The sequence below is a fragment of the Bradyrhizobium sp. B025 genome, from assembly GCF_042257955.1.
Lineage (GTDB): Bacteria > Pseudomonadota > Alphaproteobacteria > Rhizobiales > Xanthobacteraceae > Bradyrhizobium > Bradyrhizobium diazoefficiens.
On sequence record NZ_CP170150.1, the window covers coordinates 6,465,747 to 6,487,189 of the forward strand.

General features: G+C 66.5%; 17 protein-coding genes. 8 read left to right on the forward strand and 9 right to left on the reverse strand.

Annotated elements, in window-relative coordinates; genetic code table 11:
- Positions 1 to 22 precede the first annotated feature (22 nt).
- The gene (locus ACE10W_RS30445; RefSeq protein WP_375762280.1) at positions 23 to 2,413 is read right to left on the reverse strand and encodes an EAL domain-containing protein; all 2,391 of its coding nucleotides are present in this window, start codon (positions 2,411 to 2,413) and stop codon (positions 23 to 25) included.
- A 327-nt stretch (positions 2,414 to 2,740) separates the two neighbouring features.
- On the opposite strand from ACE10W_RS30445, the gene ACE10W_RS30450 reads away from it, so the two are divergent.
- Positions 2,741 to 3,907 carry an ABC transporter substrate-binding protein gene (locus ACE10W_RS30450; protein ID WP_375762281.1) on the forward strand — a complete coding sequence of 389 codons (1,167 nt, stop codon included), beginning with the start codon at positions 2,741 to 2,743 and terminating at the stop codon, positions 3,905 to 3,907.
- On the opposite strand, the gene ACE10W_RS30455 is transcribed toward ACE10W_RS30450, so the two are convergent.
- From ACE10W_RS30455 to ACE10W_RS30470, 4 genes are all read right to left on the reverse strand, one after another.
- Positions 3,904 to 4,881: a hydroxyacid dehydrogenase gene (locus ACE10W_RS30455; protein WP_060908578.1), complete on the reverse strand. Its 978-nt coding sequence runs from the start codon at positions 4,879 to 4,881 to the stop codon at positions 3,904 to 3,906. The two genes, ACE10W_RS30450 and ACE10W_RS30455, sit on opposite strands and share 4 nt — an antisense overlap.
- A gap of 12 nt (positions 4,882 to 4,893) precedes the next feature.
- Complete coding sequence (locus ACE10W_RS30460; RefSeq protein WP_211433515.1) at positions 4,894 to 6,747, reverse strand: TRAP transporter large permease subunit; 1,854 nt, start codon at positions 6,745 to 6,747, stop codon at positions 4,894 to 4,896.
- A 7-nt stretch (positions 6,748 to 6,754) separates the two neighbouring features.
- Positions 6,755 to 7,786 carry a TRAP transporter substrate-binding protein gene (locus ACE10W_RS30465; protein ID WP_028176203.1) on the reverse strand — a complete coding sequence of 344 codons (1,032 nt, stop codon included), beginning with the start codon at positions 7,784 to 7,786 and terminating at the stop codon, positions 6,755 to 6,757.
- Positions 7,787 to 8,139: 353 nt separating this feature from the next.
- Entirely contained in the window at positions 8,140 to 8,583 is a 444-nt protein-coding gene (locus tag ACE10W_RS30470; protein WP_092185312.1) for a DoxX family protein, read from the reverse strand.
- A 95-nt stretch (positions 8,584 to 8,678) separates the two neighbouring features.
- On the opposite strand from ACE10W_RS30470, the gene ACE10W_RS30475 reads away from it, so the two are divergent.
- The 3 genes from ACE10W_RS30475 to ACE10W_RS30485 all read left to right on the forward strand — a co-directional run bounded on the left by ACE10W_RS30475 (position 8,679) and on the right by ACE10W_RS30485 (position 13,112).
- Positions 8,679 to 9,599 carry a LysR family transcriptional regulator gene (locus ACE10W_RS30475; RefSeq protein ID WP_028176205.1) on the forward strand — a complete coding sequence of 307 codons (921 nt, stop codon included), beginning with the start codon at positions 8,679 to 8,681 and terminating at the stop codon, positions 9,597 to 9,599.
- A gap of 145 nt (positions 9,600 to 9,744) precedes the next feature.
- On the forward strand, positions 9,745 to 11,235 hold the full coding sequence (locus tag ACE10W_RS30480; RefSeq protein ID WP_375762282.1) for a caspase domain-containing protein: 1,491 nt from the start codon (positions 9,745 to 9,747) through the stop codon (positions 11,233 to 11,235).
- A gap of 203 nt (positions 11,236 to 11,438) precedes the next feature.
- Positions 11,439 to 13,112, forward strand: coding sequence for a SulP family inorganic anion transporter (locus ACE10W_RS30485; protein WP_375762283.1), 1,674 nt, complete (start codon positions 11,439 to 11,441; stop codon positions 13,110 to 13,112).
- 177 nt (positions 13,113 to 13,289) lie between these two features.
- Here ACE10W_RS30485 and ACE10W_RS30490 read toward each other — a convergent pair whose 3' ends face one another.
- The 3 genes from ACE10W_RS30490 to ACE10W_RS30500 form a co-directional block, all read right to left on the reverse strand.
- Positions 13,290 to 13,652, reverse strand: a complete 363-nt coding sequence (locus ACE10W_RS30490) for a hypothetical protein (RefSeq protein WP_161533720.1) — start codon at positions 13,650 to 13,652, stop codon at positions 13,290 to 13,292.
- Positions 13,653 to 13,775: 123 nt separating this feature from the next.
- Entirely contained in the window at positions 13,776 to 15,104 is a 1,329-nt protein-coding gene (locus ACE10W_RS30495) for a Spy/CpxP family protein refolding chaperone (RefSeq protein ID WP_375762284.1), read from the reverse strand.
- A 105-nt stretch (positions 15,105 to 15,209) separates the two neighbouring features.
- On the reverse strand, positions 15,210 to 16,634 hold the full coding sequence (locus ACE10W_RS30500) for an FAD-binding oxidoreductase (protein WP_375762285.1): 1,425 nt from the start codon (positions 16,632 to 16,634) through the stop codon (positions 15,210 to 15,212).
- Positions 16,635 to 16,719: 85 nt separating this feature from the next.
- On the opposite strand from ACE10W_RS30500, the gene ACE10W_RS30505 reads away from it, so the two are divergent.
- Positions 16,720 to 17,226: a thioesterase family protein gene (locus ACE10W_RS30505; protein WP_028176211.1), complete on the forward strand. Its 507-nt coding sequence runs from the start codon at positions 16,720 to 16,722 to the stop codon at positions 17,224 to 17,226.
- A gap of 4 nt (positions 17,227 to 17,230) precedes the next feature.
- Here the strand turns inward: ACE10W_RS30505 and ACE10W_RS30510 are convergent, their stop codons facing one another.
- Complete coding sequence (locus ACE10W_RS30510) at positions 17,231 to 17,404, reverse strand: DUF1328 domain-containing protein (RefSeq protein WP_375762286.1); 174 nt, start codon at positions 17,402 to 17,404, stop codon at positions 17,231 to 17,233.
- A gap of 237 nt (positions 17,405 to 17,641) precedes the next feature.
- On the opposite strand from ACE10W_RS30510, the gene ACE10W_RS30515 reads away from it, so the two are divergent.
- The 3 genes from ACE10W_RS30515 (at position 17,642) to ACE10W_RS30525 (ending at position 21,400) form a co-directional block, all read left to right on the forward strand.
- Positions 17,642 to 20,218 carry an ATP-dependent helicase gene (locus tag ACE10W_RS30515; RefSeq protein WP_375762287.1) on the forward strand — a complete coding sequence of 859 codons (2,577 nt, stop codon included), beginning with the start codon at positions 17,642 to 17,644 and terminating at the stop codon, positions 20,216 to 20,218.
- 94 nt (positions 20,219 to 20,312) lie between these two features.
- The gene (locus ACE10W_RS30520; RefSeq protein ID WP_271551310.1) at positions 20,313 to 20,729 is read left to right on the forward strand and encodes a hypothetical protein; all 417 of its coding nucleotides are present in this window, start codon (positions 20,313 to 20,315) and stop codon (positions 20,727 to 20,729) included.
- Positions 20,729 to 21,400 (forward strand): OmpA family protein, encoded by a 672-nt coding sequence (locus ACE10W_RS30525; RefSeq protein WP_038966451.1) that lies wholly within the window; start codon positions 20,729 to 20,731, stop codon positions 21,398 to 21,400. Before ACE10W_RS30520 ends, ACE10W_RS30525 begins: the two co-directional genes overlap by 1 nt.
- Positions 21,401 to 21,443: the final 43 nt, after the last annotated feature.

The window sequence follows — 21,443 nt, forward strand, 5'->3', positions numbered from 1 at the left end:
GCACATCCTTCGAGGCGAACGCTCAGGCGGCGTCGCGCTGCGAAGGCCGGACGGACTCGTCGAATGCGATCTGGCCGACCGGCTGCGGACGCCCGAACAGATAGCCTTGCGCGAAATTGACGCCGAGCGCCTTCAGCCGCTCGAACTCTTCACATGTCTCGACGCCCTCGGCGGTGACCGACATGTCCAGCCCGCGCGCCAGCGTCACGATCGAGGCGATGATGGCGGAGCTGCGCGGCTGATGCGTGAGGTTGCGGATGAACGACTTGTCGATCTTGATCTTGTCGAACGGGAACGTGGTCAGATAGCTGAGCGACGAATAGCCGGTGCCGAAATCGTCGAGTGCGAGCTCGATGCCGAGCTGCTTCAGCCGCTCCATGAAAGCGAGGTTCTCGACGCCGCGTTCCAGCAGCACGGATTCCGTGATCTCGATCTCCAGCCGCTCGGGCGGCAGGCCGGAATCGGCGAGCGCCGCGCAGATCATCTCGAACAGCTCGGCCTCCTTGAACTGGATCGGCGACAGGTTCACCGCGACCGCAAGCCCGGAGGGCCAGCCGGCCGCATCCTCGCAGGCGCGCCGCAGCACGAATTCGCCGAGCGGCACGATCAGCCCGGTCTCCTCGGCCAGCGGAATGAACTGGTCCGGCGGGATCAGGCCGCGACTCGGATGCCGCCAGCGCACCAGCGCCTCGAAGCCGCGCCGCTCACTGCTGTGGGCATCGACGAACGGTTGGTAGTGCACCTCGAGCTGGCAGAGCGCGATGGCGTCGCGCAAGTCACCTTCCAGCGTGTTGCGCGCCTCGAGCTCGGCCGACATCGCCTCGTCGTAGATGGTGAAGCAGTTGCGGCCCGCCGATTTCGAGCGATAGAGCGCAAGGTCGGCTTTCTTGAGCAGCTGTTCCTGGTCGGTGCCGTGATCCGGTGCGATCGCGATGCCGATGCTGGTGCCGATCTCCACGCGATGTCCGGGCAGGAGGAACGGTTCGGCCACGAGTTTCGCGATCCGCGCCGCCAGCTCGGTGGAGCAGGTGCGTTGATCCTCGCCCCCCTCCTGGATGATGGCGAATTCGTCGCCGCCGAGCCGCGCCAGCACGTCGGTGGCGCGCAGCGCCGATTTCAGCCGCTGCGCCACCTGGCGCAGCAGCGCATCGCCGGCACCGTGACCGAGGGAGTCGTTGACGTTCTTGAAGCGGTCGAGATCGAGCATCAGGATCGAGAAGGTCGAACCGCCGTCGTTGAGCTGGCCGTTGAGATCGTCGAGCCGGGCGAGGAAGAAGGCGCGGTTCGGCAGGCCGGTCAGGATGTCGGTCTGGGCGAGCTCGAGCACCCGACGGTTCGCCAGCGACAGCCGCCGCGAATTGCGGCTTGCCAGCATCAGATAGGCCGACAGCGACAGCGTGAGCAGCATGCCGACGACGAGGACCGCGGCCGCGCGGTCGTATGACGTCTCCAGCGCGCCGCCGGCCGTCGGCATGGCGCGCACCTGCCAGTCGGTGTCGCCGATCTTGAGACTGCCCGACCAGTGCAGGGCCCGTGCCACGTCCCGCATCGACTGCGGCGCCGCGGCGGCCGACGCATAGTCCGGCAACATTTCTTCCAGGCTGACGATCTGCCCCGTGAAGGGCGGATAGACGTTCACGCTGACCGCGGGGCTTGCGCCGGTGGTCACGCGAATGGACTGGATCAGCATCGGCAGGTCGAAGATGCCGACGACGAAGCCGGCCAGATTGCGGCGCCGGTCCGCGACCGTCTCGCGCGACGTCCCTTTGGCGTAGACGGGAATGGCCACGAGGACGTCGGGCAGCCGGCCGCCCTCCTTGGGTTCGAACAGGTGGGTGCGGATGGCCGCGATCCGATCGTTGTCGCGCGCCCGCTCCAGGGCCGCACGACGTTCCGGGACGGTCGCGTAATCCATGCCGTAGACCTGTGACGTCTTCGGCTGGGTCGAGTAGAACACCGGGAAATATTCGTCGCTCTGCGGCGCCGTCGCAAAGCCGTCGCCCTGAAGCGACTTGATGCGATAGCCGGACACGCCGTCCGTGATCGCGGCAGCCTCGTATTCGGCGCGCTCCTTGCGGTTGACGCGCGGCAGCCAGGCGATGCGCAGCATGCCCGGATGGCGCTCGAACAGGCGGGTGCTGAAGGTCTCGAATTCGCTGCGGGTGATTTCCTCGTTGGTCGATTCGAACAGCGTGCGCAGCGCGACGAGCCTGCTGATATACTCGCTCATGCCGTTCTGCATGACGATCGCTTCGGTTTCGGCCGCGTTCTCGAACTCGATCCTGGTGACGCGGTTTTCCCACCGCGCGACGGCGGCCGCGCCCACGATCGAGAACAGCAGGCCGACGGCAACCGCGACCAGCGCAGGGCGATACAGTCCGAGCAGCGGCGCGGCCCGCCACCATCCGGTCATCCGTTTCCGATCCTGATCGTTCTGATCGCGACCGCCCATCTTGATCCGCAAGTCCCCATCGGCGCGGCGCGCTCGAACCTCTGGTTGAGCCGCCGGAACCACTATCGGACAGGGATCGGGGTTAAGAACTGCGAAATTTCGGAACCTGGTCGTCCGGCATTGCGCGGCTTAGTTAACGATTGCCCCAGCAAGTTGCGGCAGAGTGGTAGTAAGTTGCCGGTTTTACCCGGAGTCTTACGGATCGTCGTCGCGGCTCGGGTTAGCGACCTGTTCAGCCCAGCAGAACTATCGTTTCCCCAACGCGTCCAGCATCCGACAAGCATCCACATGACACGATCGCGCTCCGCGACATACCTCGCCTTGACCGTCGCATTGCTGACCGCGGCCATGCTGCCTGCGAAAGGCGATGAGGTCGGCGTCAGCGACGATGCGATCCTGTTCGGCCAGGTGGCCGCACTCGAAGGCCCCTCCTCGGCGCTCGGGCAGCGCATGCGGCAAGGCATCGTCGCGGCGTTCACCGAGATCAACGGCAAGGGCGGCGTCCATGGCCGCAAGCTCCAGCTCATCAGCCGCGACGACGGCTACGACCCCGATCGTTCCGTGGCGCAGACGCTGCAGCTGCTCGAGGACGACAAGGTGTTCGCGCTGATCGGCGCGGTCGGCACGCCGACCGCGATGGCGACGATACCGATCACCAGCGCCAGGAAAGTCCCCTTCATCGGTCCGTTCACCGGCGCCGAGTTCCTGCGCGACCTCGAGCTTCCAAACGTCGTCAACATCCGCGCGAGCTACGGCGCGGAGGCCGAGGCATGGATCAAGCACCTCACCGAGGACCGCCGGTTCACCCGCATCGGCATCTTCTATCAGGATGATTCCTTCGGCCGCGATGGACTTGCCGGCGTGAAGCACGCGCTTGCCAGGCGCGGCCTCGAGCTCGCCGCCGAAGGCACCTTCGAGCGCAACACCCGCGCCGTCGCCGCGGCCTGGCGGATGATCAAGCGCGCCGAACCCGAGGCCATCGTCATGGTCGGGACCTACGGTCCCTGCGCCGAGTTCATCAAGCTCGCACACCGCAGCGGCTCGTATCCGACCTTCGTCAACATCTCCTTCGTCGGCGCCAATGCACTCGCCAGGGAGCTCGGCCCCGAGGGCGAAGGCGTCATCGTCTCGCAGGTCGTGCCGTTTCCCTGGGATCGCTCGCTCAAGCTCGTCGCCGACTACCAGGCGGCGCAGACGGCGTTCGACCCAACGCTGACGCCGGACTTCGTGTCGCTCGAAGGCTACCTCTCCGGCCGCCTCGCAGCCGCGGCGCTGGAAAAGGCCGGACCGCAACCGACGCGCGCGAGCCTCCTGCGCGCCATCAACGACGTCGGCCGCTTCGACATCAGCGGCAGCATCGTCACCGTCGGCATGCGCATGATCGACGCCCCGCCGAAGGTGTTCCTGACGGTGATCCAGAAGGACGGGACGTTCAGGGCAGTGGACCGGTTTTAGGGTCGCCGCGTCCAGCGATCGGCATTGACGGCGCCCGGCGGGGCCTCGCCTTTGACGATCGCTTCCACCTGCCGCACGGTTTCCAGCGACTGGTATTCGATCGCCTGCGGCGTCAGCCCGCCGACATGCGGGGTGGCGATGACGTTGGGCAGCCTGGCCAGCTCCGGCGTCGGCATCTGGTCGGGCGCGCGGCCGACATCCATTGCCGCGCCGGCGATGCGCCTCTCGCGCAACGCGCGTGCCAGCGCCGCCTCGTCGACGAGATTGCCGCGCGAGAGATTGATGAAGACCGCATGCTTCTGCATGCGCGCCAGCGCCGCCTCGCCGATCAAGTTCTCGGTCTCTGCATTGGCGATCGCAAGGCAGACGACATAGTCGGATGCGGCGAGGAGCTCGTCGAGGCCGACCTGCCTGATGGCGCTGTCGCTGACATCAGCGAAGGGGTCGGCGACCAGCACCTCCATGCGCATCACCTTGGCGATCTCGGCGAGATAGCGCCCGATGCTGCCATAGCCGATGATACCGATCCTGCTACCGGCGAGCTGGCGGCCCATCCGCGCCTCGGGTTTACGTCCGGCCTGGTATTCCGCCGTCGTCCGCGACACGCCGCGGGAGAGATCGACCATGAAGCCGAGCGCGAGCTCGGCCACCGCCTGAACGAAGCCGGGGCCGGCGCGGGTCACCAGCACGCCCGCCTTCGAGGCCGCATCGACGTCGACGTTGCGGATGTCGACGGCGCAGCGGACGAAGGCGCGCAAATGCGGCAGCTGCGGAAAGATCTCGCCGCGTCCCTCGGTCATGCGATCGGCGACGACGATATCAACGTCCCTGGCCGCGCGGACGAGGCCGGCCGCATCGAGCGGCTGATCGCCCTCGTGCAGGATCACCTCGGCGGCCGCGCGCAGGCCGTTCAGGCTGCGATCGCCGTAGTAATTCCGCCGCATCTCCGGCGTGTGGGCGAGCAGGACTTTCACGGCAAGACTCCTTCAGTAGCCGAATGCCCGCGGCAGCGCGGTCGAGAGCCATGGCACGAAGGCAATGACGAGCAGGCAGAGGAACAAGAGGCCAAGATAACCCATGATCGGCTTCACCGTCTGCTCGATCGGCACGTTGCCGATCAGGCAGGCGCCATAGAGTCCGAGCCCGAGCGGCGGAGCGAACAGGCCGATGCCCATCGCGATGACCAGCACCACGCCGAAATGCAGGGGATCGATGCCGAGCTGCACGGCCACCGGCAAGAGCAGCGGCCCGAAGATGATCAGCGCGGCCGCACCTTCCAGCACCGAGCCCATCACGATCAGCACGGCGATCGCGAGCAGGATGAACAGCCAGACGCCGCTGGTCTTCGATAATCCGAGCATGAAGTCGCCGACCGCGTGCGGCACCTGCTGCAAGGTCAGCGTGAAGGCCAGCGACTGCGCGGCGGCGACGATGAACAGCACGAGCCCTGCGCGCGTTGCGGCCTGCACGAAACTGTGCGCGGCCGATTTGAAGCTGAGCTCGCGGAACACCAGGCTGCCGACGACCAGCGCATAGGCCACGGCGAACGCGGAGATTTCGGTGGCCGTGGCAAAGCCGCTCTTGAAGCCGAAGAAGATCATGAAGATCAGGCCGAACGAGGCGATCGCGCCGCTCCACAGGCCCGACACCGGCATCTGCGGCGCAACGTCCTCGGCCTCCGCCGGCCGCTTGCCGAAGATGATGGACACCGCGATCAGGACCAGCGCCATCAGCGCCGCCGGCAGGAGCCCTGCGACGAACAGGCCGCCGATCGACAGGTTCGCCACAAAGCCGAGGATGATCAGGTTGATGCAAGGCGGAATGGTTTCCGCCATCACCGCGGACGCCGCCAGCAGCGCCACCGCGCCGCCCGGATTCTGCTTCGAGCGGCGCGCCGCCGGAATCAGCACCGAGCCGACCGCGGCGACGTCGGCCATCTTAGAGCCTGAGATGCCGGAGAACAGCACCATCGAGGCCACCATCACGACGTTCAGCCCACCGCGCATGCGGCCGACCCCGCGCTGCAACAGCTCGATCAGGCGCACCGACATGCCGTTGGCTTCCATGAGGTAGCCGACGAGGATGAAGAAGGGGATCGCGAGCAGCACGAAATTGTCGATGCCGCGCGCCATCTGCTGGGCGAAGATCACACCCGGCAGCGCGCCCTCGACCCAGATGAAGATCAGCGCGGCCAGCGCCAGCGCAAAGCCGATCGGCAGGCCGCCGAACAGCGTTGCGAAGAAGCCGATCAACATCAACGTGCCCGCCGACGGCACCGAGGACGGCGACAGATAATCCCAGGCGAGATAGAGGCCGGCGACGACGGCGACGGCAACGAGACCCCTGACGATATCCGGCAGCGGCCTTGCGCAGAGCTGATCGATCGCGAACACCGTCATGAACAGCGCGCCGATGCCCATCGGATAGAAGGTAAGCTCCAGCGGCAGGCCGGAGCCGGTGGTCTGGCCTGCCGTCAGCGAGCCCAGCTTGATGGCGTTGTAGGCGACATAGAAGGAGATCAGCACGACGAGCACGGCGCTCGCGGCGTCGACCAGCGTACGCAGGCGCAGGGGCAGCAGATCGCGGAAGAAGGACACGCCGACGTTCTCGCCGCGCGCAAGCGCGCTCGCCGCGCCGAAGAAGGCCGAGCCGACCATCAATCCGCGCGCGACATCGTCGGACCATTCGACCGGCGCATTGAAGCAGAAGCGCAGCAGCACGGACGCGCAGACGACCACGAGATCGGCGGCCAGGAGGATGGCCGCGATCGCGTCGCTGAGGCGAAGCAGCAGCGTAATGCTCCCGTGGCGGCCGCCCGAGACGGGCACGGCGGCTGTCATCGTCATCTCAGGCTTGCGTCGCGCGAATGATGTCGATGACGGCCTTGGATTCCGGCCGCGCCTTGATGAAGTTCTCGTGCTGCGGCGCGACGCGCTTCTTGAACGCCTCGCGGTCGCATTCGGCCACCGTCACGCCCTTCTCGGTCAGGGCCGCCAGCGCCTCCTTCTCGACCGCAAGCCCATGGGCACGGGTGTCGATTGCGGCCTTCTTCGCGGCATCGAGAAAGCCGTCGCGCAGCTTCGGATCCATGCGGTTGTAGGTCATGTCGCTGAAATAGATCGCGAGCGGCGAGAAATTGTGCTGCGTCAGCGCGTAGAACTTTGCGGTCTCGAAGAACTTGCTGGCGAGGATCGTCGGCGGATCGTGCTCCAGCCCGTCCAGCACGCCGGCCTGGAGCGCGGTGTAGATTTCGCCGAACGCCAGCGGCGTCGCGGCGGCGCCCATCAGGCGCAGGCATTCGGTGATGACGGGATTTGGCAGGGTGCGGATCTTGAGGCCGGCGAGATCCTCCGGCGTCTTCACCGGCTTCTTCGCCAGTACGCTGCGCGAGCCGAAATTATAGGCCCAGGCGATGATGCGGATGTTGCTGCCCTTGAGCAGCGCGTCCTCGATCGGTTTGGCGGCGCCGGCGTCGAACGCCTTGGTCTGCTGCGGGAAGCTCGAGAACAGAAAGCCGAGGTCGAAGGTGCCGACCAGCGGCGTCAGATTGGCCGAGATCGACGAGCCCGACACCATGAGGTCGATGACGCCGAGCTTCACCGAATTGATGACGTCGATCTCCTGGCCGAGCTGGTTGTCAGGGAAGAACGCGACCTCGACCTGCTCGCCGAGCCCGTTGCCCTTCAGGTTCTTGACGAGATTGTCATAGTAGACGCGGCCGTTGGCATATTTGGGATCGTTCGGCAGCGAGGAGGAGCATTTCAGCTTCAGCGTCGCGGCTTCGGCGCGGCCGATGATGGCGGGAGAGAGCACGAGGCCGGCGGTGACCGCCGCCGATGACTTGATGAACGCGCGACGGTTCACGGGCACGATGGTCATGGTGCGGTCTCTCCCGGTATTTTTTGTTCGCGGCCGCGATCGTTGCGTGCGGCCTTTGCTTGAACTGTATGGCCAAAGCGACGGCACAGGCAAGGGATGCGGCCGGGGCTGCCGCAATGACACGAGCGGCAGGCGCGTCGGCAGAAACCGCGGCGGAATGCCTGTATTTATAGGCGTTTTCGATCATGCCGCACGGCAGCGACATGACCTGCCATGCAAGATTGACGCGGATCGATCCAATTCAGGTATGGATCAATGCCGAACGCAGATTGATTGGCCGCATGTGAAGCGGACAAAACGAAAGCCGCGGGATATTGATCCCGCGGCTTCGCGTTTGAGCAGATACCGTGACCTCAGCGCGAATGCGCGCCGCTGAGCTGGCCGGTCGCCGCCGCGACATCGCGGGACGGACGCAGCGCGTAGGCGCCGTCGCCGAGCAGGGCCTGCGCCGCGAGCGCGATCGCCCAGAAGGCGGGATATTCCCAGCCGCCCTTCGGATTGGTGAAGAAGAAGCCGGCGGCGCCGTGCACGGTGAAGATCGCGCCGAGCAGGATCGGGATGCCGGCCAGCGCCGCGTAGCGGGTCCAGACACCGAGGATCAGCGCGACGCCGCTGAGAACTTCCACCGTCATGATGACGTAGGCGAGTTCGGGCGGGAAGCCGAGGCTGCCGAAGAACTTTGCAGTCCCGGCCGGGGTGAAGACGAACAGCTTCAGGCCGGCGTGGGCGAGGAACAGCGCGCCCAGCGTCACGCGCAGCACGAGCGCGGCATAGGGAGCGGTACGGGAATCGATCATGGCGGTCTCCTTGTTCGAGACAGCTATGATCTATTCTCAATTGAATGATAATCCGCTATATTGGAATTATACCTCACACCAATAGAGTGAGATAAATGCTCGACCGGCTGACCAGCCTGGAAGTCTTCGCCAAGGTGGCAGCGATCGGCAGCCTGTCGGGCGCGGCCCGGACGATGGGCCTGTCGCAGACCATGGTGACCAAGCATGTTGCCGCGCTCGAGGCCCGGCTCGGCACAAAACTGTTCCACCGGACCACGAGGCGGCTGTCCATCACCGAGGCCGGACGAAGCTATCTGGAATCCTCCGAGCGCATCCTCGCCGACATGGAGGCCGCCGACGCCGCGGTCGCGCGCGAGCGCGTCGAGCCGCGCGGGCTGCTGCGGGTCAACGTGCCCGTCGTGTTCGGCACGCGGCAGATCGCGCCGGCGATCGCCGAGTTTTCGGAACGCCATCCCGAGGTCACCGTCGAGCTCGGCCTCAACGACCGCCTCGTCGATCTCGCCGAGGAAGGCTGGGACCTCGCGATCCGCATCGGCAAGCTGCGCGACTCCAGCATGGTGGCGCGAAAGCTCGCGCCGAACCGCCTCGTGGTCTGCGCCGCGCCGTCCTATCTGGCGAAACACGGCACGCCGCGCCGGGTCGCCGACCTCGCCGCGCATAACTGCCTCGGCTACACGCTTTCGCAGCAGGCGAGCGCGGCGGAATGGCTGTTCGGCGTCGACGGCGAGATCCGTGTCCAGGTCAGCGGCACCTTGCGCGCCAACAACGGCGATGCGCTGCGCGCGGCAACATTGGCGGGCCTCGGCCTCGCCCGACAGCCGACCTTCATCATCGCCGACGACCTGCGCGCCGGGACGCTTCTGGCGCTTCCGCTCGACCAGCCGGAGATCCAGACCTCGGCCGTGCACGCGGTCTACCTGCCCGACCGCCGTCCGCCGGCCAAGGTGCGCGCCTTCATCGACTTTCTCGCCGCGCGTTTTGCGCCTGACCCGCCCTGGGATCGCGGCCTGTTCTGACGACGCACGGCCTGGCGCGCCAGCTCCGACAGCTCCGCTGCCCATTTTGCCGCAGCTCGCAGCGTGATCCAGTGCACAGACAGGGTCATGGCGGACGACTAGAAAAGGTGACATCGTCGCGCCCATTGCCGATGGAGGTGACACCATGCGCCGTCCAGTGCTTTGTAATTTGTTCCTTGCCAGCAGCCTGCTTGCGCTCACGCAACTGATGACGCCGACGGAGGCCGCGGCCGAAGCGCGGCTCGCCCTCGTGATCGGCCAATCCGCCTATCGCACGGTACCGGAGCTGCCCAACGCCGCCAACGACGCCAAGGGCATGACCGAGCTGCTCGGCAATGCCGGCTTCACCGTCACCACAGCGGCCAACCTCGCGCAGAACGAGATGCGCACGGCGATCTCGGATTTCGCCGGCAAGGTCAGCGCCAGCGGCGCCGACACCGTCGCGCTGGTGTTCTACGCCGGCCACGGGCTTCAGATCGACGGCGAGAACTATCTGGTGCCGGTCGATCTCGATCCCAAGCGCGAAGCCGACATTCCGCTCCAGGGCGTGCGGCTGAACGACCTGCTCAACACGCTCGGCGCGCTGCCGACGCGGGCGCGCATCTTCATGCTCGACGCCTGCCGCAACAACCCGTTCCCGGCGCTGAGCGGCGCGGGCCACGGGCTTGCGATCGTCGACACCAAGGCGGGCGCACCCGGCTCGTTCATTTCCTATTCGACCTCGCCCGGCGCGGAAGCCGAGGACGGCTCCGGCATCGACAGCCCCTACACCGCCGCGGCGCTCTCGGTCGCAAAGCAACCGAACCTGCCGATCGAGGAAGTGTTCAAACGCATCCGCATCGCCGTGGCGCAATCGACCGACGGGCGGCAGATCCCGTGGGAAAGCTCCTCGCTGACGACCGACTTCAAGTTCTTCGGCGGCGAGAGCAGCAGCCAGCAGCCTGCCATTCCGGGCGCTTCCGCGATGGCGCTCGCCGGCGGCACGCGCAGCGTCGCGGACTGGCGCAAGGATTTGCAGGGCAAGGAGCCGAAGGTCGCCTATGAGCTCGTGATCGCCGACGACACCGCCGAGGCGTATCAGGCCTATATCGAGATGTACACGCAGGACGCCCGCACGCCGCGCCTGCGCACGGTGCTGGAGCGCCGGCGCCAGATGCTGGCCTGGGACCGCGCGGTGGCGATCAACACCCGCGCCTCGTTCGAGGCTTACCTCGCGAACTGGGACAACAGCGATCTCGCCGCAACCGCGCGCAGGCTGCTGCTCCGTGTGCAGAACCGCAACTACGTCCTGCCCGCGACGGTCGCAGCCACGCCCGCTCCGGTCGCCGTTGCAATGGCGCCGACCTGCCCGTGCACGGCGCCATCGACACCGGCAACGCCGGTCAACCCGGCAGTGGCGCCCATTATCAAGAAGCGCGTCGACGACACCCCGCCGAAGCGCAAGGTGGTCGAGACGCCGCCGAAGCCACGCCGGCCGCCGCCTGACGAAGTGGTCTACGAGCGCGCGCCGCCGCCGGATCGTGGCCCGCCGCCCGGCGCCGTGATGCAAGGTATCGGCATCGGAATTGGCATCGGCATGGGCATGGGTGGTGGCGGCCGCGGCGGCGATTATCACAACGACCGCGGCCGGTACTGAAGGGGACTCGCGCGATACGGAGGACATATATGTCCTCCGTCATTGCGAGCGAAGCGAAGCAATCCAGACCACCGCCGTGGTGGGATTCCGGATTGCTTCGCTTCGCTCGCAATGACAACGGATGTAGAGAAATTGCGTCTGCCGCCTTCCAATCCGGAAATGCTGTAGTCTAATCGATCGACACAGGCTTTCCGGGGACCTCGATGCCGCACGATTCTCACGCCAAGCACGCATGGCCGCTCTTCCGCTCGCTCGCCTCTTACTCTCTGCCCGGCGACCTCATGGCGGGGCTGACCTTGGCGGCGATCGCGATCCCCGAGCAGATGGCCACCGCGCGGCTCGGCGGCTTCGCGCCGCAAATCGGCTTCTTCGCCTTCATGGCGGGCTCGCTCGGCTTTGCGCTGCTCGGCGGCAACCGCTTCCTGTCCTGCGGCGCGGACTCCACGATCACGCCGATCTTCGCCGGCGGGCTCGCGGCGCTCGCCGCAGTCGGCTCGCCGCAATATCAGGGGTATGCGGTCGCGCTGGCGCTGATGGTCGGCGTGATGATGCTCGCCGGCGGCGCCTTCCGCCTCGGCGGCATCGCCAACCTCCTGTCCGTGCCGGTCATGGTCGGCTTCCTCGCCGGCATCTCCGTCCATATCATCGTGTCGCAATTGCCCGGCGTGCTGGGACTGAAGTCACCGAGCGGGCCGACGCTCGATCGCATCGGCGTGCTCGCCGGCGAGCTCAGTCGCAGCAATCCCTTCACGCTGTGCATCGGCCTCGGTGTGCTCGCAACGGTCTTCGTCTCGGAGAAGATCAGCGCAAAGATTCCGGGGGCGCTGATCGGGCTCGTCGCCGCGACGCTGGCCACGATCGGTCTCGGCCTCGAAAGCGAGGGCGTCAGCGTCGTCGGCAGCGTGCCGGGGACGCTGCCGCGGCTCACCCTGCCCGAACTTGCGCCGGAGCATTGGGTGCATCTGGTATCGCTCGCCTTCGTGATCACGGTCGTGGTGATGGTGCAGACCGCCGCGACCACGCGCTCGTTCCCGTCCGATCCCGACAAGCCCGCCGATGTCGACCGCGATTTCCTCGGCGCCGGCGCCGGCAGCGTGCTGTCCGGCCTGTTCGGCGCCTTTCCCGTCAATGCCAGCCCGCCGCGGACGGGCATCGTCGCCGAGACCGGCGGGCAATCGCAGCTCGCCGGACTAGCGGCCGCGGCAATCGTGCTGGCGCTGCTCGCGTTCGGCACGGGACTGTTGCAGCACGTTCCTGACGCCGCGCTCGGCGGCATCCTGCTGTTCGTCGCGCTGCGCATCATCCGCGTGAAGCAGATCGTCACGATCTACCGCCAGTCCTTCAGTGAGTTCCTGCTGATCGCCGCCACCGCCGCGCTGATCATCGTGCTGCCGATCCAGCAGGGCGCGTTCCTCGGCATCATGCTGTCGCTGCTGCACGGCATCTGGAGCACCACGCGCGCCAGGCTGGTCGAGTTCGAGCGCGTGCCGGGCACCACGATCTGGTGGCCCGCGCATCCGCACATCGCCGGCGAGCGCATCGAAGGCGTTGCCGTGATCGGGCTGCAGGCGCCGCTGTCCTTCCTCAACGCCCCGGGTTTCCGCAGCGACGTGACCAAGGTGCTCGGCGCGGCGACGCCGCAACTGCTGGTGCTGGAAGCGAGCGGCATGGTCGAGATCGACTTCACCGCCGCACAGATTTTGCTCGACGTGTTCAAGGCGTGCAGCGAACAGGGCGTCACGGTCGCGCTGGCGCGGCTGGAATCGGTCCGCGCCCAGAACGCGTTCGAACGCTTCAGATTGTTCGACGCCCTGCCCCGCGAGCACGTCTTCCACAGCGTGGACGAGGCGGTGCGCAAGCTGGCGAAAGTGCAATAGGCGAGATCGAGCAGCGGGCTCGATGCACCTCTCCCGCTTGCGGGAGAGGTCGCCACGCTCGCAAGAGCGTGGCGGGTGAGGGCTCTATCCTCTTGGGGAGTCCCAAAACACCCTCTCCCCAACCCTCCCCCGCAAGCGGGGGAGGGAGCGCACCTTCAATGCGTCAACAGTCAGCCATCACTGCAGCAGCGTGGGGTGATCCCGCTGGATCGTTTCGCGGATCCAGCTGGCATGGATCGCACGGAACAGGATCTGCGCCGTCTTGAGATCGTTCGCCATCATGCAGAGATCGACGATGCGATGGACCGCATCATCGCGCATCAATCCGTCCGAGATCTTCATCGCGATTTCCATCGCAACCTTGGCCGCGCGCTCGTAACGCCCGCTCTCGCGCTTGTCGTTGCGCGCGGAACCTGCCGCGCTCAACGCCGCGGCCTCACAGATGGCGCGGATACGCGCGGCGGCCTCGATGTCGCCGAGCGGCCCTTCGATCGTCTCGTCCCAGATGTCCGCCGCGTTCTGCCTCGCGAACCACTTCATCGCCCCACCACCCACGGTCTTCCAGCCGCTGTATCACCGTTCTTCAGGCTCGCTTGAGCATAGAGAGGCCTATCGAAATCGGCGAGGCAATTTTTCCGCTACGCTCCCTGGCTCGATACGCATTCACGACGTCCGACGTGGCCCGATGGCCTCGAACTGTGCCTTCTGTTCGTCATTCAGCGTGCCGTAGAAATCCTCCAGCGCTGCGCGAACCGACTTGACGCCGTCGAGCATCAGGTCGAGCCGCTTGCGTACCGCGACCATTCGCGCCGGCGGCGTCATCACCTCGTTGGGCTGGCAGGCCGCCTTGAGCGATGCGCTGACCCTGGCGCTGGTATCCTGAAGCACCTGTAGAGCAGCGCGCTGGGTGTCGTTGGGGTGCAGCCGCGCCTCGATGTCGGCGCCGGGCCAATCGAGCGCAGCAGACGCACCGCAATTCTGGACCAGCGATCCCTCGGTGTTGCTGGAAGCTGTCGCACGACGCTGGTCGTCAGCCAGCGCATTGAAGCGCGCCTTCTGCTCGTCCGTGAGCGAGCCGTAGAATTTATCCAGGGCGGGCTGAACGAGATCGACGGCTTTCGCCATCGCCTCGATGCGCTGCTGCATCGCCGCCAGCCGACCGGGCGCCGTCGCTGCGACCTGCGCCGGGCAGGACGCGCGGATCATGCCCGCCGCCAGGATCGAGGCGTTGCCGAGCTCGTCGAGGCTTGCGCCTTGCGCCTCGCTCGGCTGCACCGCGGCGGCGATCTGGTCGATCGGCAGACCGACGATCTCGCGGCGGTCGCTGCCGCAAAGCTGATCCAGCGCAACGCCGCGCGCTTGCCGCCGTCCCGGCGGCCGCTGCGGCAGATAGGCCGAAAGACCGTCATAGCCATAGGGCCCGAAGATGCCGGCATAGATGTCCGGGTAGCCGTAGCCCCAGAAGCCGAGACCGTCGCCCCAGATCGTGTAGTCGTAGAGATCGTTATAGGCGAACGGCCAGAACAGCGGTCCGACCCAGCCATAACCGCCGCCCGGATGTTGCCACCATCCGCTGCTGGCGCCATGCCAGCCGGCGAGCGCGGCCGCCGCTGCGATCTGGGCTCGCGCCGCCGGATTACCGATCAGACGGCCGTTGCGGAAGGCGCTGGAATGCGCGTTGAGGGCGTTGCGGAAATTCGACGGGCGCACGGCCGCATTGCGGATCTGACCGAAGTTCGGACCACCATGCCGGGCTCCCGTTGCGAAGCGCGGTCCGCCATGATGTCCGCCGCCATGCGCATGCCCGAAGCCATGACCGCCAAAATGGCCGCCGCCACCATGGTGGCCACCGCCATGCCCGCCGCCATGACCGCCTCCGTGCCCACCGCCATGACCGCCACCGCCATGGCCGCCACCGCCCTTCCCCAGAGCCGTGCCCGCCAGCATGCAGGCAAGCGCCATCACGGCAATTCCAATGACCGGTCGCAACATCGCATCCTCCCCGCAGAGCCGCGCCATTGAGGCATCGGAAGTTGACGGGAATTGGAACCAGCCTGGCGGCCGAAAGTTCCGCGACCGCGACGCAGCAGGCGCGCGCTACGCCTCCGGCACGATCTTGCCGGGATTGAAGATATTCAGCGGGTCGAGCGCCTGTTTCAGCGCCCGCATCGCGTCGAGCGCCTCGGGGCCAAGCTCGGCCTTGAGATATTTCTGCTTGCCCTGGCCGATGCCGTGCTCGCCGGTGCAGGTGCCGTCCATCGCCTGCGCGCGCTCGACCAGACGATGCATGAACTCCTCGCCGCGCGCCATCTCGTCGGCATCGTTGGTGTCGCAGACCAGCGAGCAGTGGAAATTGCCGTCGCCGACATGCCCGACGATCGGCGACAGCAAATTGAGCCGCTTGAGATCTTCCTCGGTTTCGCCGACGCATTCGGCGAGCCGCGAGATCGGCACGCAGACGTCGGTTGCGACCACGCCGATGCTGTCGCCGGGCCGCAGCGCCTTGACGGACCAATAGGCATCGTGCCGGGCCTGCCACAGCTTGGTGCGATCCTCCGGCTTGGTGGTCCAGGAGAAGTCGCCGCCGCCGCATTCCTTTGCGATCTCGCCGAAGGCCTTGGACTGCTCGGCGACCTCGATCTCGCTGCCGTGGAATTCCATCAGCAGCAGCGGCGTCTCCGGCAGCGTCAGCTTGGAATAGGCGTTGCAGGCCTTCACCTGCGCGGCGTTGAGCAGCTCGATGCGCGCCACGGGAATGCCGGTCTGGATCGCCAGGATCACGGCCTGACACGCCCCATGCACCGTCTCGAACGACACCGCGCCGGCCGCGATGGTCTCGGGGATGCCGCGCAGGCGGATGGTCAGTTCCGAGATGATGCCGAGCGTGCCCTCGGCGCCGACGAACAGATGCGTCAGGTCGTAGCCGGCGGATGATTTCTTGGCGCGCGTGCCTGTCGTGATGATCTCGCCGTCGCCGCGCACCACCTTCAGCGCCAGCACGCTGTCGCGCATGGTGCCGTAGCGCACCGCATTGGTGCCGGAGGCGCGCGTCGAGGCCATGCCGCCGAGCGAGGCGTCCGCGCCGGGATCGATCGGGAAGAACAGGCCCTGGTCGCGCAGATGCTCGTTGAGCGCCTTGCGGGTGACGCCGGGCTGGATCACACAGTCGAGATCCTCGGCGTGCACCGCGAGCACCTTGTTCATGTCGCGCAGGTCGATCGAGATGCCGCCGGCGGGCGCATTGACCTGGCCCTCCAGCGAGGTGCCGGTGCCGAAGGCGATCACTGGCACGCGGTTCCTGGCGCAGATGCGCACCACGTCCTGGATGTCGGCGGTCTCCTGCGCCATCACCACGCCGTCGGGCGGCTGGTTGGGAATCCATGTGGTGGTATGGCCGTGCTGCTCGCGGACGGCCTGCGAGGTGATGAAGCGGTTGCCGAAGCGTGCGGCAAGCTGCTCCAGTGCGCTCGCGAGGGCTTTCGGCTCCGGCCGCGGCGGATTATTGGTGATGGTCGTACCCACGGAAATTCCTCCGACAGAAGAACCGTGGCAAAGGACATCTAACCGGTCAAGTCAAGCGACCGGACGCATAGCTGGGGAAGGACACATGCCGGAGAGTGCCACTGCTGCGCCCAAGGCCGAGCCGTTCAGCGCCTCGATCATGCAGATCGAGCCGCAATGGATCGACTATAACGGCCATCTCAACATGGCCTATTACAACGTGATGTTCGACCGGGCGATCGACGAGTTCTGGCTCGAGCTCGGCATCGGTCCTACTTACAAGAAAGAGCGTCACGGCTCGACCTTCACCGCCGAATGCCATGTGCGCTACCTGCGCGAGATCCATCTCGGCGATCCCGTGCGGATCCTGGTGTGGCTGCTGGAGGCCGACGACAAGCGGCTGCATACGTTCGAGGAGATGAGGCACGCCACCGAAGGCTGGCTATCGGCCACCTCGGAGAACATGTCGCTGCACATGGACATGAATGCGCGGCGCGTTGCGGCGTTTCCGCCCGATATCCAGCAGCGCATCGCGGGCATCGCCAGGGCCCACAGCACCTTGGCCCGGCCCGAGGGCATCGGCCGGAGCGTGGCGATGCCCTCGAAGCGTTAGGCGCCTATATCCTGGTGCGGCCGCGGGCGAGGCCGACCACGGCCGAAACCAGGAACAGCACGACCGCGATGAAGAAGATGACCTTGGCGATTTCGATCGAAGCGCCGGCGATGCCGCCAAAGCCCAGGATACCGGCGATCAGTGCGATAACCAGAAACGTCACAACCCAGCCAAGCATGGTCAAATCCTCGTCTTGATGTTTGTCTGTGTCGGCGCGGCTGGCCGCGCCACCTGTCCAGACAATCTCGACGCGGGAACGATGGTTCCTGCCCACGCTAGGCGGAAATTCGCAGGGTCGGAGGAACAAATCGGCCCCCCGCGTACGTGGAAAACCCTGCACCGCCGCCCCATATAGGGACCAATCCCTGTTATGAAGGCTCCCTCCCGTCACCCCGCGGTGCCATCGTGGGGCCAAATGATTCGCATGACCGAGCCGAGCAAGATCACAAGCGTCCCCGACCACCAGCCCGCAGCCGGCGGCATCGCCGCGCGTGCGCGCGCCTCGGTAGGCCCGAAATATCTGTCCGGGCTCAATCCGGAGCAGCGCGATGCGGTGGAGACGCTGGACGGCCCGGTCCTGGTGCTGGCCGGCGCCGGCACCGGCAAGACGCGCGTGCTGACCACGCGCATCGCCCATATCCTGAGCCAGGGCCGCGCCCGCCCCGCCGAGATCCTGTCGGTGACCTTCACCAACAAGGCCGCGCGCGAGATGAAGCACCGGCTCGGCCAGATGCTCGGCCACGCCGTCGAAGGCATGCCGTGGCTCGGCACCTTCCACTCCATCGGCGGACGCATCCTGCGTTTCCATGCCGAGCTGGCGCAGCTCAAGTCTAACTTCACCGTGCTCGACGTCGACGACCAGGTGCGGCTCTTGAAGCAGCTTCTGCAGGCCGAGAACATCGACGACAAGCGCTGGCCCGCGCGCATGCTGGCCGGCCTGATCGACGGCTGGAAGAACCGCGGCCTGATGCCGTCGCAGGTGCCCTCGGGCGAAGCCGCTGTCTTCGCCAACGGCAAGGGCGGCAAGCTCTATACGAGCTATCAGGAGCGGCTGAAGATCCTCAACGCGGCCGATTTCGGCGATCTCTTGCTGGAGAACATCCGCATCTTCCGCGAGCACCCGGATATCCTCAGGCAGTACCAGCAGCGCTTCAAATACATCCTGGTGGACGAATATCAGGACACCAACGTCGCGCAATATCTGTGGCTGCGGCTGCTGTCGCAGGCGCCGGCGTCGACCAAGGCCGTCATTCCGGGGCGCGTCGAAGACGCGAACCCGGAATCTCGAGATTCCGGGTTCGATGCTCCGCATCGCCCCGGAATGACGGAGCAAACGGCCGGCACGCCGACAGCCACGCCTCACGTCAAAAACATCTGCTGCGTCGGCGACGACGACCAGTCGATCTATGGCTGGCGCGGCGCCGAGGTCGACAACATCCTGCGCTTCGACCACGATTTCCCCGGCGCCAAGGTCATTCGCCTCGAACGCAATTACCGCTCGACCGGCCACATCCTCGCCGCCGCCTCGCACCTGATCGCGCACAACGAAGGCCGGCTCGGCAAGACGCTGCGCACCGAGGACCAGGACGGCGAGAAGGTCACGGTGACAGGCTCGTGGGATTCGGAGGAGGAAGCGCGCGGCATCGGCGAGGAGATCGAGCAGATCCAGCGCCAGGGCGAGAAGCTGAACGAGATCGCGATCCTGGTGCGCGCGTCCTATCAGATGCGCGAGTTCGAAGACCGTTTCGTCACGCTCGGCCTGCCCTATCGCGTGATCGGCGGCCCGCGCTTCTACGAGCGCGCCGAAATCCGCGACGCGCTGGCCTATCTTCGCGTCATCAACTCGCCGGCCGACGATCTCGCCTTCGAGCGCATCGTCAATACGCCCAAGCGCGGCCTTGGCGATGCCACCGTGCAGATGCTGCACGACCACGCCCGCAAGCGCCGCATTCCGCTGTTCGAGGCGGCGCGTGCGGTGGTCGAGACCGACGAGCTGAAGCCGAAGGCGCGCGGCTCCTTGCGCGACCTCGTCGCCCAGTTCGACCGCTGGCGCGCCCAGCGCGAAGTCACCGCGCATACCGACCTCGCCCAGATCGTGCTCGACGAGAGCGGCTACACCGAGATGTGGCAGAAGGACCGTTCGGCGGACGCCGCGGGCCGGCTCGAGAACCTCAAGGAGCTGGTGCGCTCCATGGAGGAGTTCGAGAACCTGCAAGGGTTCCTCGAGCACATCTCGCTGGTGATGGACCGCGACGGCGGCGCCGAGGAGGACGCGGTGTCGCTGATGACGCTGCATTCGGCCAAGGGGCTCGAATTCGACAACGTGTTCCTGCCGGGCTGGGAGGAAGGCCTGTTCCCGAGCCAGCGCACGCTGGACGAACAGGGCCGCGCCGGCCTCGAGGAAGAACGCCGGCTCGGCCATGTCGGCATCACCCGCGCCCGCCGCCGAGCCATGATCTATTTTGCGACCAACCGGCGCATCCATGGCACCTGGACGACCACGATCCCGTCGCGCTTCCTCGACGAATTGCCGGCGGCCAATGTCGAGATCACGGAATCCAAGGGCGGCTCGGCCTGGGGCGGAACCGGCGGCTACGGCGCCTCCCGCTTCGACGACATGGAGGCGTTCGGCTCCAGCTATACGACGCCGGGCTGGCAACGGGCGCAGGCCAACCGCAACCGGGGCGGCGGCCGCACCGGCGCCGGCGGCCACGGCAGCTTCGAGGAAGAGGCCGCGACGTTCTCTTCTTCCTCGTCCTCCGGCCCCGATTTCGGCAGCTTCTCCTCGCGCCGGCGCGGGCCGATGACGATCGAGGGCGAGCTGGTCGCCAAATCCACCGGCACGACCTCGGAATTCTCGCTCTCCGACCGCGTCTTCCACCAGAAATTCGGCTACGGCCGCGTCACCAAGATCGACGGCAACAAGCTCACCATCGCCTTCGACAAGGCCGGCGAGAAGAAGGTCGTGGACAGTTTCGTGCAGCGGGCGTGAGCAGGCCTTGCGGTGTTGCGGCGGCGTTACGCCGCCGCGTTTCTTCCCACCACGCCCCTTGACCACCGCGAACTTCCCCGTATCAGATGCGCCCATGGTCCGGGGCTCCATCACATTGATCGTGCTGGCATTGGTTATGCCGTCGCTTGCGGCGGCGGAGACCATGAGCTTTGGCGATTCGATCGGGCTGCTGGCCAAGAGCTGCGGCGCGGAAATCGTCGCCAATTGCCGCGGCGTCAATCCGGACTCGACCCGGCTGAAGGAGTGCCTGTCCCGCAACCGGGATGTGCTCTCCCAGCAATGCCAGAGCGACTATCTCGGCGCCTTCGACGCCATCCAGAAGCGCGTCGCCGCACGCGTCACGGTGGCGAACGCCTGCCAGCGCGAGATCGTCAAGGTCTGCGGCGGCTCGACCAAGGAGACCAGCAAGTCGATCCCCTGCCTGGTCTCGACGCCCAAGGGCATCAGCAACAACTGCCTGAAGGCCGTGGACGACGCGGGGTATCGATGATGCGCGCGAAGGGGCTCACCACCGCCGGACTAGGCATCGCGCTCGGCATGGCTTTGCTCGCGGGCGCAGCCAGCGCCCAGACGACGCCGCCGACCCGTGACGACATCGTCGGCAAGCTGAACCATTTCGAAGAGGCCGCCGAAATCGACCTTCCCGCGCTGAAGCAGCAGGTGATGGAGCGCGCCAAGGCGAGGATCAAGAACGATCCGGGTCCGGTGAACCGGCCGCCGATCGCGCCGGATCTCGCCAAGCTGCCCGCCTTCAACGCGCAGATCCAGTTCGACGCCGACACGCCGATCATCCAGCCGGCGTCCTACCAGACCGTCGGCCGCATCGCGGATGCGCTGGTTCATGCCTCGCTGCTGCCCTACACCTTCCTGATCGTCGGCCATGTCGAATCCAACGCGAAGACGCGCGAGGCCAACGCGATCCTGAGCCAGCGCCGGGCGGACGCGATCCGCGACGTGCTGGTGAACACGTTCAAGATCTCGACCAAGCGGCTGCATCCGATCGGCCTCGGCGAGGAGCAGTTTCTCGACCGCGCCAAGCCGACCTCGGCCGCCAACGGCCAGCTGCAAATCCTGACCTTTGCCAAGGTACCGGAGGAGGCACCCGCGCATCCGGCTGCGGCACCTGCGCCTGCGGCGAAAAAGCCCGCCAAGAAGCGCTGACGAGGCGCGCCTCGACGCCTGACGGAACCCATTGAAGTCCTGA